The organism is Novosphingobium guangzhouense, assembly GCF_002896965.1.
GTDB lineage: Bacteria > Pseudomonadota > Alphaproteobacteria > Sphingomonadales > Sphingomonadaceae > Novosphingobium > Novosphingobium guangzhouense.
This window is the reverse complement of sequence record NZ_LYMM01000074.1, coordinates 1-15,562: the sequence shown is the minus strand read 5'-3', so window position 1 is coordinate 15,562 and position 15,562 is coordinate 1. Positions and strand designations below refer to the sequence as shown.

Genomic DNA, 15,562 nt, shown 5'->3' with positions numbered 1-15,562 from the left:
CGTATTGCCTCACTGAGAGATGTTCCCGACCGATGGTTCGGTTGCCTCAGCGGAATGTTCCCTTAGCAGATTTGTATTCTGCAAGCCAGTTCAAGGACATGTGGGGCGAGAGCCGGCGAAGCGTAGCGCAGCCGGCTCTCGCCCCACATGTGCAAAAATTTCGCCAGCCTCGGTCCGGGGGCCGAAGACCAGGCGCTGTGCTTCTTCGGCTCGCCATATCTTGAGCCGGCGCTGAATGGTCCGCAAAAGCTTGTCTGGATATTGACCAGGGTGCTCCCGCTGCAAGCGTTCCATAAGTTCGCGCCCTGTCCGCCATGGCTCGGCCCGATACCAGGCGTGGAGCTGATCTGTGACGGCCACCACCGGGTCCGGCCGGCGTCGGCCGCGCTTGGTCTGCGATTTTGCTCGAGCCGTTGGTCTTGCTTCCCCGAGCTGCCAGGCAGTCCGCAAACCCACAAAGAACTGATCGAGCGTTGTGTCATTCGCCACGACGGCCTCACCAGGCTTGTCGGCCAGCACGACAAGCCGCTCCTGACAGTCTCGGATTTGGCGCAGCAACTTCACGGGATCGAGGCGTTCCAGTGTCTCGGCGAGCTGGGAACGAACCGCATCGGTCGTCCTGGGATCATCGATCAGGCGTTGGGCCGGCGTCGCCGGTTTGTGATATCGTTTCGTCACCTTAGCGCCGTCGCGGTGCTTTTCCGCGAGCTTGAAGGATGGCTGGAAGAAGTTCCCGTAGAACCGTTGCAAAGCATAGAGTTCGGCCAGCACGCTGGTCGCCGCGATACCCTCGAAGCGGCGATAACCGACTATGCGGCGCACAATGGCCCCATTTTTCTGTTCGACCCAAGCCTGGTCATTCTTGCGGTAGGGTCGGCAACGGGTGAAGGTGATCGAGTTCGCCACGCACCAGTCGCGCACCGTCGGGTTGAGGAAGACGCTGTCATTGTCGGTGTCGAAGCCAAGCACCGCCATCGGCAGCTGTCCGCGCAATTCGTTGAGCACCGCCACCAGTAAATTCTGCTCACGGAACAACAGTGGCGCGCATTCGGTCCAGCCCGTGGCGATATCCGTCAAAACCAGCGTTTGTGCAAAGCTCCCTTTCGCCACTGGCCCGCTGTGCGAGACCAGATCTGCCTCAAAATGGCCGGGCGCCGGATCATCCCAGTCGTCGAATGTCCGGATCGGGATACTACGCCGTAGGGCGGATTGCCTGGCAGTCCGGCGCCGCGGGGCGCCTGTCGCCGTCGCGCGGATTTCCTTCAAGGCGCGGTCGATCGTCGCCGGGCTCATCTGCAGCAGTCGCTCTTTTACTTCACCGTCGAGCTCGAGATGGCCGCTGCGTTCCATCGCGCGCACCAAAATCGGAATCATCACCTTCAATCGTTTCGAACAGATGCGGTCGGAGGCCTCCCACAGTACCGTCAGCGCCTCGCGGACCGCATCATTGTAAAGGCGTCGACCAAGACGAGAGCTTTGGGGCGTGGCCCGTTCTGATCGCATCAGGCGCATCCCATGCTTGCGGCAATAGCCTGTGATCCGGACAAATTCATCGAGGATGCGGCTCTTTTCCCTGCGCCCCGCTGACCGATATCGATCTCGGACCGCCGAGATCAACTCCTCCCGTGTTGCCATGCTCACCTTCCTCATTCTGATTCTCCCGACGCCGCTGGCTCGGGAACATTTCTGATGAGGCAACACTCAATTCAAAGGAGCATTTCTGGCGAGGCAATGCGAATCCTCATCCTGTTTGTCGCGCTACACTAGCGCAGGTCTCTCGCGAGAACACGGTCCAACCATCGTATCATGATGTCTGCGATCTCGTCGCTGTTTGACTCACCCATGAGCATGTGTCCGTTCCCGGTGATGTCATGCTCTTCCAATAGGAAATGCTCGAATGTGGGCGCTTTGACGCGCAGGTAATCGGCCGCTCGGCTGTTCGCCTCCCGCATCCATGTCGCCTCACCCGTAACAAGAGCAATCGGTCTCGCAAAGGGGTCGTGGCGTCCGCGGTACTCGGTGGTTACCATCCCGTTGTTAAAAGTTCCAAGCGGGTGGACCATCCTAGGGTATCCGAGGGGCTCCACAGCTATGACGGCTTCGACCTGGTCGCCTCCGATGGCGGCCAGTGCCCAACCGCAAGGGCCACCCATGGAGTGACTCACGATGATCGTAGGTCCAGTCAGCTCGAACAACTGAGCGGCGACCGCTTCAACATGAAGTTGACTGGCGGCTAGCGTTACTGCCATCGGCCCCTGACTGGCCATAAACCGGTCTCCCGCAAGCGGGTCGGACGGCCAACGAGTATGCTTCGAAGCCTCGGGCCACAGCCTATGCTGCGCCGGTTCCACGAAACGGGGATAAAGGGCATGGTAGTTACTAGCGGGAACCGCGGGCCCTAGCACGTTATCGTTCCAAGCCGACCGCCCGTGGCCGGGACGGTCGAGGACGTAGGTTGCGTAACCTGACCGCAGGAACCGATGAACCCAGCCCGGCCGACAATCGGGCGTCGTCACGAAATCAGAACCCTGTCCGCCGCCCCCATGGACAAAGAGGACGGAGACCGGACGAGGATCCACCGGTACGAACCATTGTACGTAAGCGTTAGTACCTGGCCAAACCGCGTCACCGACGCGGACCGGCTCAGATGTCAGAAAAGCGCCGCCGAAATCGACCAGCTTCAAAGGTGAACGACCGATCAGAAGTGCGTTTCCATCTGCTTGGTAAAGCTAAGCTCTCGCTCCAACAGCCGCTCATCACCAGCGACGCTACGCAGGAAGCTGATCCGCTCTTCTTTCTCCTGCCCCTCTTTGAGATGGTACAGGCCACGCAGGTTTGCCGATGCGCGCGGGGACGTGACTTCGGCAAAGACGCGCCGGCGATCACGCTCATAAAACTCTAGCATAGCATCGCCCGCCCCATCGTGGATGACCCGGTTCAAGGCCCCAATCAGCGCAAAGGCATCGAACATGCCGCCGGTGAGGCCTAGACCACCTGTGGGATTGGTAACGTGCCCTGCGTCGCCGACAAGCAGAATTCGCCCTACACGCATGCGATCCGCGATCCGTTGATGCATTCGATACGGCGAGTAGGCGAGCACCTCATACGGCAAGTCTGGTAGGTGATCGGCAAACATCGCATCGATGCGCTGCTCCAGGCCGTCGATTGGAAGCTCAGGATCTTCGACAAAGGTCACACGCCAAACATCCGGCTCCTCGATCTTACAAAGTATGGATCCATACTTCTGATCGATTTGCATGACGGATTTAGGATAGCCGGACGAGGAAAGGTCAATCCGCGTGTTCGTTGCTACATACCGCTCCGGCCAAGTAGTGCCAAGGAACTGCAGATCGAGCACGCTCTTGCGTACTGTACTGTTTGCTCCATCTGCACCTACAAGGTAGTCCCCTTCGAGCACGGCGGACCCGTTAGGCCCTTCTATGTCAGCGATGACGCCTCCGTCCGTTTGCCTGCAGGCGAGGAGCTTAGTCCGTAGTAGTATCTCAACGTTCGGGAGAGCGGCGGCATGCCGTGCGAGGATCTTGGACAAAAGCCCTTGGTGCAGGTGCAGTGCGTGACCGCCCATCCCTTCTGGATACCAGTTCCACTCGATCATTTCGCCCGTGCTATGCACATGCCAGCCGAAGCTCTGACGAAGGAAGCCCGCAGAGACGCAATCCTGCAGAAGACCAAGACGGTCGAGGTGAGGCAGAACTGGATAATGGTAGACCAGAGCTCGAGGCTTGTCATTGAACTGCTCCTCAGCCTCGAGGATCGTGACCCGCGTTCCCTCCTTAGCAAGCCCTACTGCGGTCAAGAGGCCGATCGGCCCCGCGCCCACGACTATAACATGCTGAGCCATTTCGATATCTCCCGATTGTACAAGTGCTTCCGCACCCTTGTGTCACGCCTACAGCCGCTCAAGCCAACCGATCAAATCCGCTGCGTCAGTTACGTCTCCGTACTTCTGCGCAATGTCGTAGAGACTCGCCTCGTGTGGATCCGAAGCCCTATCGGCGCAGCAATCGCGAGGAACCAGAACGATAAATCCGGATTGGACAGCATCCACGACGGTGGCGCGCACGCACCCTGAAGTGGTCGCCCCAGTGACGATAACCGTATCGACACCTTGGGCTGTAAGCATCGCAGCTAGGTTGGTGCCATGGAAGGCAGATGCGCCGTGCTTCACTATGACCGGGTCGCCTGGCTCGACACCGGTGGTTACATCGATTTCAACAAGCCTGCTGCCCGCTAAGAGCGCCTTCATCCCTGTAGCCTTACGAAGCCACGGCAGTATCTCGATCTCCCACGGCTGGTATGCGATCGTCGTGTAGATAATCGGGAAACCTCGTGCGCGAGCGACCTCCGCCAGACGCCGTGTGCGGGCGATTTCGACGCTCATGTCAGCTGCGGTCGGATAGGCCGTGTCCGTGAAACCGTAACTGAAATCAACGATCACGATCGCCGGGCGTGAACCTCTCGGACCATTTTGGCCGAACCCGGCCTTCTCGTAAATCTCATCCTGCGACATCAAACACCTTGCGCTCGTGCTCGACGAGCTCCTTCGCTGTGATATGCCCATGAAGTACGACTGGTTCGTCGTCCAAGAACAGCGAGCAGCCGCGAAGCGGTATGTCGAGGTGACAACTCGTGTCGTTACTACCACCAAGTTCGTTGTTGGGGCCGGTCGAAAACAGCACGCTTCCAAGAAAGCTGCGAGGTTCCATTCCCATGCCACCTGGGAACTCGCCCGGGGTCATCCGATGCCACTTGGCGTCAGGGTTCATGCCCCATCCGATATGGCTCATCGCAAATCCGCGCGGATCGTCAAATTCGGCCATATACGAGTTAACGAGGTCGGCCTCAAAGCCGCCACGTATAGAGGTGACGATCCCTTTCTCGATTGTATAAGTGATCGGCTCGCGCACATAGATATTCTGAGGAAGCAACACGTCCCCCGGACCCACAACAATCTGCCCGTCCACTCCGTCGTCTTCACCGCCTGTAAATACGAAACCGGAAGGCCAATGATCCCAGCGCCCCGGTTCATCGGTGCACGCATATTCAGTTACTGTGGGATAGGCACCAAGCTTGTATACTACGTCAGTACCGTGCGGCGAGGTGATGTGCATCGACTTCGCCCGACTTAAAAGTTCCCCAGCGACTTCAACTTTGTCGCGCAGCTTTCTCGAAGGCAACATCCTTGCGAGCAGGGCAGGTGGCTCCACAACCGTCAGGACGCGAGCACCCGCAGCCTGGATAGCCATCTGCTCAGGCGAGAACAGCAGGAAAATGCAGTCGATCACCATATCAACGTTCTTCAACGCTTCCACCGCCTCGGGCATCTGCGCAAGTGGCGTTGATCCTACTGCCCAGTTGCCCATTGGAGGCGGCGCCGGTAGGCGCATGTGATAGATGTTTGCCTTAAGCGCCCTACCGGCTGCGAGGAATGCGTCGGCATAGTCGAGACGCTCATCCCCCTGAGTAAGCACGACGAGCCGCTCGTCAGCGCGAACACCGGACATCTTCAATTGATGAAGGCAGATCTCCGCAAAGCTAGCGCGATCCATCCGGCACGCCCCCCTGTGCATAAGGCTGGAATCCGGCTACCGCCTGGAGGAACCCCTCAAGATCGTCCCACGGAATCATGTGACCAGCGCCTGCGACGGTCACGACCTCAATTCCCTTCGCAAGCGTTTGGATTTCCTGTACATCCGAGTCCTGGATCACCGGCGAACCACCTGCAACGACCAGCCGCATAGGAAGGTCGAGTAGAGGTAGGTCGGCGTGGATGTCATCGCAGTGGAACCCTTTGTACGCCTCTTCGATGGCGCGTAATTCGCACGTGTGGAGCCACTCCGCGCGCAGCGCCCGCTGGCCCTCAGTCCAGGTTGGGCAGAACTCCTTCATTTCCTCTGCCGAGCAACCGCGTTGCGCCAACAAGATCGAGTCCTCGTACCATGGCCATGCTGACGGATAGGGCCGCCGCCCAGGGCCACTCACCGGCGGATCCGCAAGGATCAGCCCTCCAAAAAGCCCGGGAGCTTTGCGAGCGGCGCGGATAGCTGTTCGCGCACCCATGGAGTGACCCAACACAACTGGATGTTCAAGGCCGATCGCCGCCGTGAGTGCAATCACGTCATCGGCCATCGCGTTCAATGAGTAGTCGAGATCACCTGCCTGACTTAGCCCGCGGCCACGTACATCCAGTACATGGACCTCGTATGTGTTGGCCAACCTCTCCGCAACAAAGTCCCAGGTTACCGCTGGCGAAGTGATGCCGGGAACAAGAAGCATCTGTCGCTTTCCAACTGCACCATGACGGACGAGATGGTGGCGGATGCCGTTGGCATGAACGTTATAGCCCAAAGGAATGCCATTCATGATCAGAAAGCCCCGGAAAGTAGTGTCCCACCGCCTGGCACACGCGTGTCTAGATCGAGTGCCCGCAGCATCGCCCAGGTGGTCGAAATAGCGGCGGTCAGAACCGGCTTCCCAATCTGCGCTTCGACGATAGAGACAGCCGGAAGTGAGGGCATCTGCACGCACGCCGACAACACCACAGCATCGACTTCCGCAAGATGCTCCATGGAGGCAACAATCCCCGGAAGACGGGCAGGGTCGTGGGCTGCGACGGCGAGATTATCCGAGATCTCAAGCGCGCGCCACTCCACAACGTCGACGCCCTCAGCTCGAATGTAGTCGACTACGAGCTCCGTGAGTGGCTTCATGTAGGGAGCCACGATGGCGACCCTCTTCGCACCAATCGCTTTGATACCGTCCACGAGCGCACCGGCTGACGATACCACAGGCGCAGGATTACCGGTCTCGACGGTCGCTTGGTGGAGGCGCGCTTGTGACTCCCGATGATAGCCTTTACCCATCGACATGATAGCCACCAGGCAAGCGTAACCCATCACATCAACGGCTGCATCCGACAGCTCTACGGCGCAGGCGTCACTGGCGCCATCCATCCGGGACAACTCTTCTTTGGTGACGTGCTTCATGCGCATACGAGCCGAATGGAACGTGAAGCGCTCAGGCGATATTGCTTCGCGGGAACGAAGAAGTGCCGGAATCTCGGTCTCCATCGTTACGTTCGAGCTCGGCACTATTTGCCCAATGCGGTAGATTCTCAACGCCCTCTCCTCTGCTGCGAAGCCAACCTTAATTCTGCAGCCGACGAAATACAACCGTGAATCTGCGGAGATGCTCTTTCATCCGTCGCGCGCCAGACATAAGCTGCGGAATGCTCGCCGTTCTTCCCGAAGTCGAAAGCTAGCTGGCACTTGCCTTATGCACGCGAATGAGCCCCCTCAAGCCCGCCCGCCTAAACCGAACTTCCCACTTGATTTCCTCACCTGTGTAATTTATCCGCGAGAACGGGGCGCTCCCGCGGCGCTCATGCAGCATAGCAAGCCTTCCTCCTATGCAGGTAGCGCTTGAAAACCGGGGTGAGCGTTCATCCCGACGTATCAATTTGAAGGCTCGGCCTACCGAACTTGCGTCGCGAGCCGATCGTGGAACTGATCATTTTGACAGAAGAAGAAGCCGCGACATGGCATCAGAGCCGACCTCAGCAACGCAGCTGGCAGCACCTGTTGCAGGCAGCGTTCCCATATGTCCGTCAAGCGCCAAGTCGTTGTTGGTTCGGTTGAGAATGGGCGGTGGGAGGTTGTGAGCGCTCGTTGCTTATGTGGCGATGTGCGCGTCGCAGGACCCACCTGGAGCCGCCCTCCTGCTTCTGAGGCAACGATCAATCAGCCATTGTCGGGGCATCACAGCAGACTATCGAAGTGCAGGAAGTCTATAGACGAAGTACACTCCGCCGCCTCGCTCGTCGAACCGGGCAAGGAGCCTCTGCTAGTTAGACGACTCAAGGCCGCAGTGCTGTCTGGCCCTCGATTCGACGCCAGTGAAGCAGACATCGCACGCGAACTCGGGTTCTCCGCGAGAACGCTGCGCCGACGGCTCCATGCACTAGGCACCACCTACGCTTTGACCATCGCACAGGTCAGATTTGAGTTTGCCAAACAGTGCCTCGCCGATCCCATGCTGACGATTGGTGATGTCGCGGATCGAGCCGGATATACCGAGGTCAGCAACTTTCGGAATGCTTTCAAACGATGGGCAGACTGCTCGCCTCAAACCTTCCGCGAAACACTCAGCACGCGAGGCGAAGACGACGCTCTCATCCGCGCTTGATACAGAGCCTAGTCGAAAGCGAACGGCCCTCAGTTTTTGATTCCCACCCAAGCCTTAACATCAACCCAGGAGTCACGATGTCTAACCTTGAAGCAAGCACGAACGCCTTTATGAGCACCTTCAATGACGGCGACTACAACGAAATGCTTCGACTGCTTTCGCCGAACGCTGTCTACATCGATCCGAACGGGCTCAAGCACACCGGTGTTGAAGAGATAGGAGCCTCGCTAAAGTCGGTATTCGATGGCACTCTGGGGAACGTGAGCTATCAGGTTACGTCGACAATCCTTGATGAAGTAAAGCACCAGGCGCTAGTTACATGGACGATGGTGATGACGGCTGCGGATGGTGCCATCTCTGCGGTTGACGGCTTGGACATTCTTCGCTTTGACGATGATAAGCTCGTATCCAAAAACGCCTTCTGCAAGGCGCAAGAGTTGGCGATCCGCGCTATTGATTGAGTGGAATACGTTGGCTCTCCTCCCGGGGAGCCAACGGCCAGTTCGACTAACGGCCGCTATGTGCCATTCGTCTCCACAACCGCTTCACGTCTGAACGAGAGATTGTGATCCCGAAGGGGCAATGAGCGGACGCGCGGCCCACCAGCGGCATAGATCGCATTCAACAGTGCTGTCATCACAATCGGAACGGCATCCTCACCAACCCCGGCGGGATGGTCGTCACTCTCAACGAGTTCGACCCGCACGTTACGACATGCGGTTGCTAATCTTGCAACGTCATGGTCTTGAAAGTTGCGCTGTACCACTCGACCGTTTTTTAATGTAATCTTGCCGTACAATGCGTTGGTTATCGCCCAGAAAACGCTTCCTTCAACTTGGCCGCGGACGACCTCAGGATTAAGAACGCGACCGCAGTTGAGCACCACAACAACTTGGTCGATCCGAAGCCCACCCACTCCGTCCAGCGTTATATCCACGATTGCGGCCGCTGTGCCGGTATGATAGGTCACCCAATAACTAAAGTCGCTCACAGACACGCCTCGACCGCGGCCACGTGGGAGCGGTTGCTTCCAATCGGCGATTTCGGTAGCACGATTCAGAACGGCCCGCATGTGGCGGATGCGCCGAACCGCGACGTCGCGATCCACTAGATCGACGGGTACGGTGCTTTCATCTAACAGTTCCATGTACAAGTCGACAGGATCACGGCCCGCAGCGACCGCTAGTTCATCTTGAAAACCTTGGTTCATCCAAACGTGCTGGGTAAAGGCCACGCCGCGCATCCAGCCGAACGGCTGAGGCGTCTTAATACGTGCGTATTCGATCCTGAGGTTAGGCACGTAGTGTGGCAGCCTGGCAGGTCCGTAACTCTGGTCCGGCGCCGTGCCGCTTACCACCCGATTAAACCAGGCGATCACCTTCCCCTTGTCGTCTAGACCGGCCTTGAAGCGGGACATGGTAATAGGGGGCGGATAGCCCCGCGCCATCATCTCCTCGCGCGTCCACAGGAGCTTGATAGGCCTGCCTGGAACCGCCTTCGCGATCTGCACCGCCTGAGACACGTATTCATTCTGGCATCGCCGTCCAAACGCACCACCGGCGTACGGTAGATTGAATTGAACTTTATCTGGCGGCAGCCCGGCTGTCACGGCTGCAAGTCGGTGAGCGTCCTGGGCAAACTGTGTAGATGCCCACACTTGCAACCCATCAGGTCTCAACCAAGCCGTGCAATTGATCGGCTCGAGTGGCATCGCATCCATGAACGGATAGGAGTAGTCTGCCTCAAGTACGCGATGAGCCCTCCCTATGGCCTCGCCAAAGTTGCCGGCCTCTCTCACTACTGGCTGGGGCAATCCGACACGCTCTCCCAGGTCGGCCATGATCGACTCGCTGCTGGTTTCCGCGAACTGCCCCTCTTCCCACTGGATAGGCAACGCTTGAAGCGCCTTCTTCGCACGCCAGAAACTGTCCGCAACCACGGCGACGGCATCATCCATGCCGTAATCCTCGCCACCATCTGCGATCGGCCCATTCAGGCCGCAAGGCCCGGCTGCGATCCGCACGACCTTCACGACGCCGGGCATGCCCATGATAGCCTTCTCGTCGAAGGACACGAGCTTGCCGCCATACACAGGCGATTGTTGCACAGTAGCGTAAAGCATCCCCGGCAGATCGACATCTATGCCGTACTCCAGCGCACCAGTCGTCTTCGGTGTCAGGTCAAGGCGCTTGATAGGCTTGCCGATTAGCCGATAGTCGGCGGGGTTCTTCAACCGTACTCGTGAGGGATGCGGAGGACGAATGCGTGACGCCTCCAGCGCTACTTCCGCATAGCTCTGCCGCCCACCGCCTGGTGAGATAATGCTGCTGTCTTCAGTCCTTAGGTCGGCGATGCTGATCCCGGACCGGCGAGATGCAGCCTCAAGCAGCATATGCCGGATCTGTGCGCCTGCCGTCCGCATGGGGTTAAACAGGCGATCAGCGGACCAGCTGCTCTCAGTACACGTATAGACGTATACGTTACCGCGCTTGAGGTTCGTCAGCGGATCAAAGAATTCAGGGCGCACCAGCGACCACTTCAGATCCAGCTCCTCTGCGAGAACCTGAGACAGTGTGGTGATCACCCCTTGGCCGATGTCGCTTTGTGGAATTCGAATCCGAACCGTATTGTTCGGCATCACCACTATCCAGGATATAAGCTCGACGGGCGAGGGGCCGCTTCGATCAGCCACGCCACAGCCAGTCATCAACACGGGGAATCCGATGCCCGCAGAAACCGCGGCCATCGATTTAAGGACTGAACGCCGATCGGTGTCCATCGTGATTCAGCTCCGGTTGTTCGCGGCAGCATGAATAGCCGCCCTTATGCGATCGTAAGTCCCGCAACGGCAAATATTAGTGATTTCGCGATCAATCTCATCGTCTGTCGGGAACAGAGTCTTGGATAAAAGCGCAGTCACGGCCATAATCATTCCCGATTGGCAGTAGCCGCATTGCGGAACGCGATGGTCTTGCCACGCCGCCTGCACGAACTGCCCACCATCGGGTGACAGGCCCTCAATTGTTGTGATCTCAATGCCCACTGCAGCGGTAGCTGCGAGCGAGCATGAACGAGTAGCCTCGCCGTCCGCGATTACAGTGCATGCTCCGCACTGGCCGATGCCGCAGCCGTATTTGGTCCCTTTCAGCTTCAGCGTATCTCTCAGCACCCACAGAAGTGGAGTGTCATCATCAACGTCGGCGCGCATCAAAGAGCCATTTACCTTAAGCTCGATGTTCATCCCTGCAACGCCTTAAGCGATATCGCAGATGTAGGGGCGAGCCGGAGCGATTTACGAAACATTCGCACTTCGACCATCATAATCCATCTCCGTCGTCGCAACCGCCCCGCCTTCGAAATCTCGTAGTCGCTAAACCATTCACGGTTCAGCCTCCCGACCACACGTTGCCTCGCTCTAGCCAGCCCAACAAAGCCCGTGACCCGCCGGAGGTGCTGTTTCTATTGAACATTTTCAACCCGAGATGTCAAATTATTATGCTTATGGATAATTTCCGCTCCTCGTGGTCCTTGCCGGCTTTGGCAGCTCCAAGCGTGTTGTATCCGGGCCTCGGGCCCGAACTGCCGAAAGCGCTGAACCGGGACAGAATGAGGCCGATTTGAAGGACATGAAGCACCCTCCTTGGGTCCACTCCGACGCTCACGCGTTCTAAAGCTACCAAGAGAGGAGATCTTACGAATGAGCATCATTACCTCACGCCGCTGGCTGACAATCGCCATCAGCTTGCCGTTTTCAGCGGCGGGTGCAGCCCTTGCCGTAGCGAACGGCCCGCCGTCATCATCGCCTATCAAGGCGCGCACTCTAATGGCGAAGATGGATGCGGATCGTGATGGCCGGATCTCGTCCACGGAATGGAGGCTGCAGAGTATGCCTCAGGCAAATTTCGAAGAGCTTGATCGTGACCGAGACGGCACGGTCACCTTGCGAGAGTTGGCCACCTCGCCTCCGGCTGGCCTCGACGCTTCGGGCGATGGCAAACTTTCTGCTCGAGAGATGACGTTCGGCAAGAATGCGCCCAAGGTCAAAGCTGGGGCCGCATCGGAGCGTCGTGAAACTTCGAACGAAAACGAGTAAAAGCCAATCAGTCGGGCCGACGGTTCTGGCAGGTTACCCCACTCTGTCGCGGCGACCAGTGTCCGCTCGCCGAGCAAAGGGAACATAGTCTTCGTGCACGCTTGCTTCAGAGAGGCAAAGTGGCATGGCCCAAGCGCTTCCGCCTGCAACCATGCCACTCGCAAGGGCTTGCCTACTCAGAAACGGAATGTAGCATCCGCGCTGTACATCCTCGGAAGGCCGCGTTGCAGGAAATCGAAGCCGAATCCGCGCAGCTGCAGTCCATACGATATGTACTTCTCATTGAAGATGTTCTTCACGCCTGCGCCGATGGAGAAACGTTCTGCATTGTACGCCAAACGAGCGTTCGCGAGCCAGTAGCCCTCCTGCGAGAGAGCCTCGCCGATATCGTAGAATACGCGGGAAGTGTAAACGCCGTCAGCGTTGAAGTCGATCGTTGCATCGTCAAGCCTGGCCAACACTAGGTCGCCATTGAGGTTCAAACTCAACTTGGCCGCATTGGCGATCTGGTTGCCGGACACGTCGATGCCGCTGAGGCCGGTGACGACAGCGTTATCGCCGTAGGAAGGGTCGAGGACGCCAACACCCACGCCTAAGGTCACTCGATCGTTGGGCCTCGCCGTCACCTCCCCTTCGAAGCCACGAACCCGTGCATCACTGATGGACCGAAGAGGCAGCAACGCACCCTCAGGAACGATGACCTGCTGGTTTTTGTAGTCTGTCTGGAAGAACGAGCCGTTCACCGTCAGCGCGCGATCGAGGAACGTGGACTTGAACCCGACCTCGAATGTCCTAGCGGTCTCGGGCGGAGCGAACGTCACCTCTGAAGGATCATTGAACGCTTGGGCGTTCACAGCGCCAGTGCGATAGCCCTCCCTCATCGATGCGTAAAGGAGCACGTCCTCAACCGGCTTCCAATTCGCGCCGACCTCGAAGCTTGTGTTTGTGAAGGTCCGGTGATCCGCGACGTCAACTATGGTTTGCACTACTTGCGGATTGGCGGTGTCGCCAAGGAATGCATTATAGCGGCTAACGGACACCTTGTCTCGGCTGAAGCGAACCCCTCCAGTCAGGCTAAAGGTAGGGGACAACTCGAACTCGCCGCGGACATACGCCGAGTAGCTGTTCCGCTTTTGCGTGAAGTCGTTCGTTTGGATCAACCCGCGCCCGGTGGGGGTTAGACCTAGGTTGCAAGCCGGTCCACAGTTTGGATCCGTGAAGAGGGAAAAGTCGAAACCCGCGTCCGCTCTGTCGTATGTGTAAAGCGCTCCGGCCTGAACATCGAAGGGACCGTCGAAGGAAGTGGCAAGCCGCAGTTCTTGAACGAATTGCTTCAGGTTCTTGCCCCGGGTGATGATTGGATCTTCAACTTCGATAGCGAGGCCATCCGAATCTACATTGTCGATCCACTTGCCCCAGTCGTAGGTGGTCACGGAATTAACCGTGAGCACATCAGACGCATCCCACCTCATGAGAAGATTAAAGCCATCGGTGCGGATATCCCGCTTCGGAGTCTTAGCTATGGCGCTTTCGAAGAAACTCAAGCCATTCCGATCCGAGCCCGGCAAGTTAGCGAGATTGTTTCCAGGGAAGAGAATAGCAGGATCGTTGAAATTGATATTTTCAGCGATCGGCGCATAATTCCGCCCACCGCTGCTCACGTGGCTGAAGCGCAGGGTAGCTTCAAAACGGTCGGATGGCTCGAATTGAAGCGCGGCCCGGATCGCAAGCACGTCCGTTTGGTTCAGATCACCTAGACCACGTGTCAGATTTCGGAAAACTCCTTTGTCATGCACGTACAAGCCCGCGACACGAAGTGAGAGAATGTCCTCGATCAGTGGTGTCTGAACTGCGCCTTGCAGGCGCACCCGGTCGAAATTACCATAGCTACCGGTGATGTAGCCCTCAGGGGAAAACCCTGGCTTGATGGTAACGATGTTCACCGCGCCGCCGGTGGCATTCTTCCCGTACAAGGTACCTTGGGGACCGCGCAGGACCTCCACACGGGCCACATCGAAGACAGGCATAGCTTCAAAAGCCTGCAGGTTCCGAATACCCTCATCTACGTAGACCGCAATGGGCTTGCTCTGGTTTGCCGAATAGTCGGTCGACGAGATGCCGCGGATGACGAAGTTGGGCGGCCCACCTTCTCCATAAGGGTAGTTGACCTGCGAATTAGGAGACAGCTTAATCAGATCGGACACCTGAGTGACCTGACGCTCCTGGATTGCCTCTGCACTAATCGCAGAAATCGCGATCGGCACGTCCTGGATGCGTTGCTCTCGGCGAGTCGCAGTGACCACGATCTCACCCGGCCCCGATGCAGTCCGGGAAGGACCTTCTTGTTCCTGCGCAACATCGCCCGTCAGCGGCTCCGGAACGCTGGTAGCGGCCAACTGGAACGCCGGCGCCCCGGACCGCGAAGCGTCAGTAGCGACTGCCGAAGTGCCCTGCGCATGAGTGGCCATCGGCATTGCAGTGCCAAGGGACACAGCGAGCGCTGTTAGCGACAGGCGCGAGGGATATGGAACATGCATGTAAGATTCTCCCCTAACAGAATTCTCAAAAGCCCCCCGCCTGCCTAGAGGAGCCACATCGGCTCCCTCAACGACGTTGCAAATATTTTTGATCAACGCCGTCCAGATCGGTTGCGAACCGGGTAGATGAGATTGGCTATGGCACAATTCGAGCGAGGTCAATAATTATCTTGGCGTATAATTTACGGCTGCTGTCGTCACGGATTATCGTTATAGCCCTCATCTCTGCGCAGCCGGCACAAGCCCCTTCTACCCGTCTATACGGCCGCCATCCAAAGTCCGCGGCGGCGCTCACGGAAAATGAGCATGCGCATAAATAGGTTGCCCCTTCGCCAGCGGCGTTTATGCTCGATGGTCGACGCTCGCGACTCGCGACGACGCGCCGATGCTTGCGTGCGCGCCGATGCATTGCGGGGTTTCAAGAAGAGAAAACAACGACGCCTGGATTGGAGTGAGCATGGCCGTAGAAGGAGTCGCAGCGAAGTTGTTAGAGGGCCACATTCTTGCGACTCCTCAACCCGCTCCCTTGTCCTGCCCGGATGAGCGAGATCGGCACTTTCCCAGCCCGCTGGAAGCACGTAGCGAGAGCTGCTCGTGAACGCGTCAGCGGTCGAGGCGCCGGCTCTAACAGGCTGCGGAAAAAGGCGCTTGCCTTGATGTGGCATTGCTGATTCCAGGATCCCGTCGAGGGATGTTGAAGGGATCGGGATGCGCGGCGGTGATGAAC

13 protein-coding genes are annotated in these 15,562 nt (G+C 58.0%); 3 read left to right on the top strand and 10 right to left on the bottom strand.

Annotated features, from left to right (window positions below):
• Positions 1-90: 90 nt before the first annotated feature.
• The 7 genes from A8V01_RS24095 to ndpH form a co-directional block, all read right to left on the bottom strand.
• Positions 91-1,650, bottom strand: a complete 1,560-nt coding sequence (locus tag A8V01_RS24095; RefSeq protein ID WP_245892799.1) for an integrase catalytic domain-containing protein — start codon at positions 1,648-1,650, stop codon at positions 91-93.
• A gap of 113 nt (positions 1,651-1,763) precedes the next feature.
• Entirely contained in the window at positions 1,764-2,579 is an 816-nt protein-coding gene (locus A8V01_RS24090; RefSeq protein ID WP_281256530.1) for an alpha/beta fold hydrolase, read from the bottom strand.
• A gap of 119 nt (positions 2,580-2,698) precedes the next feature.
• A complete protein-coding gene (gene ndpD, locus A8V01_RS24085) occupies positions 2,699-3,862 on the bottom strand; it encodes a 6-hydroxy-3-succinoylpyridine 3-monooxygenase NdpD (RefSeq protein WP_103098807.1) in 1,164 nt (387 codons plus the stop codon).
• 48 nt (positions 3,863-3,910) lie between these two features.
• On the bottom strand, positions 3,911-4,531 hold the full coding sequence (locus tag A8V01_RS24080; RefSeq protein WP_103098806.1) for an isochorismatase family protein: 621 nt from the start codon (positions 4,529-4,531) through the stop codon (positions 3,911-3,913).
• Positions 4,518-5,570 carry a 2,5-dihydroxypyridine 5,6-dioxygenase gene (gene ndpE / locus A8V01_RS24075; RefSeq protein ID WP_103098805.1) on the bottom strand — a complete coding sequence of 351 codons (1,053 nt, stop codon included), beginning with the start codon at positions 5,568-5,570 and terminating at the stop codon, positions 4,518-4,520. Before ndpE ends, A8V01_RS24080 begins: the two co-directional genes overlap by 14 nt.
• On the bottom strand, positions 5,557-6,384 hold the full coding sequence (gene ndpF / locus A8V01_RS24070; protein ID WP_103098804.1) for an N-formylmaleamate deformylase: 828 nt from the start codon (positions 6,382-6,384) through the stop codon (positions 5,557-5,559). Before ndpF ends, ndpE begins: the two co-directional genes overlap by 14 nt.
• 2 nt (positions 6,385-6,386) lie before the next feature.
• The gene (gene ndpH, locus A8V01_RS24065; RefSeq protein WP_483870003.1) at positions 6,387-7,139 is read right to left on the bottom strand and encodes a maleate isomerase; all 753 of its coding nucleotides are present in this window, start codon (positions 7,137-7,139) and stop codon (positions 6,387-6,389) included.
• Positions 7,140-7,620: 481 nt separating this feature from the next.
• On the opposite strand from ndpH, the gene A8V01_RS29835 reads away from it, so the two are divergent.
• A complete protein-coding gene (locus A8V01_RS29835; protein ID WP_103098803.1) occupies positions 7,621-8,205 on the top strand; it encodes a helix-turn-helix domain-containing protein in 585 nt (194 codons plus the stop codon).
• Between the two features lie 77 nt (positions 8,206-8,282).
• Positions 8,283-8,666 (top strand): nuclear transport factor 2 family protein, encoded by a 384-nt coding sequence (locus A8V01_RS24055; protein WP_170066045.1) that lies wholly within the window; start codon positions 8,283-8,285, stop codon positions 8,664-8,666.
• A 56-nt stretch (positions 8,667-8,722) separates the two neighbouring features.
• Here A8V01_RS24055 and A8V01_RS24050 read toward each other — a convergent pair whose 3' ends face one another.
• Positions 8,723-10,951, bottom strand: coding sequence for a nicotine dehydrogenase subunit L (locus tag A8V01_RS24050; protein WP_103098801.1), 2,229 nt, complete (start codon positions 10,949-10,951; stop codon positions 8,723-8,725).
• A gap of 39 nt (positions 10,952-10,990) precedes the next feature.
• Complete coding sequence (locus A8V01_RS24045; RefSeq protein WP_103098800.1) at positions 10,991-11,446, bottom strand: nicotine dehydrogenase subunit S; 456 nt, start codon at positions 11,444-11,446, stop codon at positions 10,991-10,993.
• A gap of 456 nt (positions 11,447-11,902) precedes the next feature.
• On the opposite strand from A8V01_RS24045, the gene A8V01_RS24040 reads away from it, so the two are divergent.
• Positions 11,903-12,298 (top strand): EF-hand domain-containing protein, encoded by a 396-nt coding sequence (locus tag A8V01_RS24040; RefSeq protein WP_103098799.1) that lies wholly within the window; start codon positions 11,903-11,905, stop codon positions 12,296-12,298.
• Positions 12,299-12,474: 176 nt separating this feature from the next.
• Here A8V01_RS24040 and A8V01_RS24035 read toward each other — a convergent pair whose 3' ends face one another.
• Positions 12,475-14,694 (bottom strand): TonB-dependent receptor, encoded by a 2,220-nt coding sequence (locus tag A8V01_RS24035; RefSeq protein WP_170066044.1) that lies wholly within the window; start codon positions 14,692-14,694, stop codon positions 12,475-12,477.
• Positions 14,695-15,562: the final 868 nt, after the last annotated feature.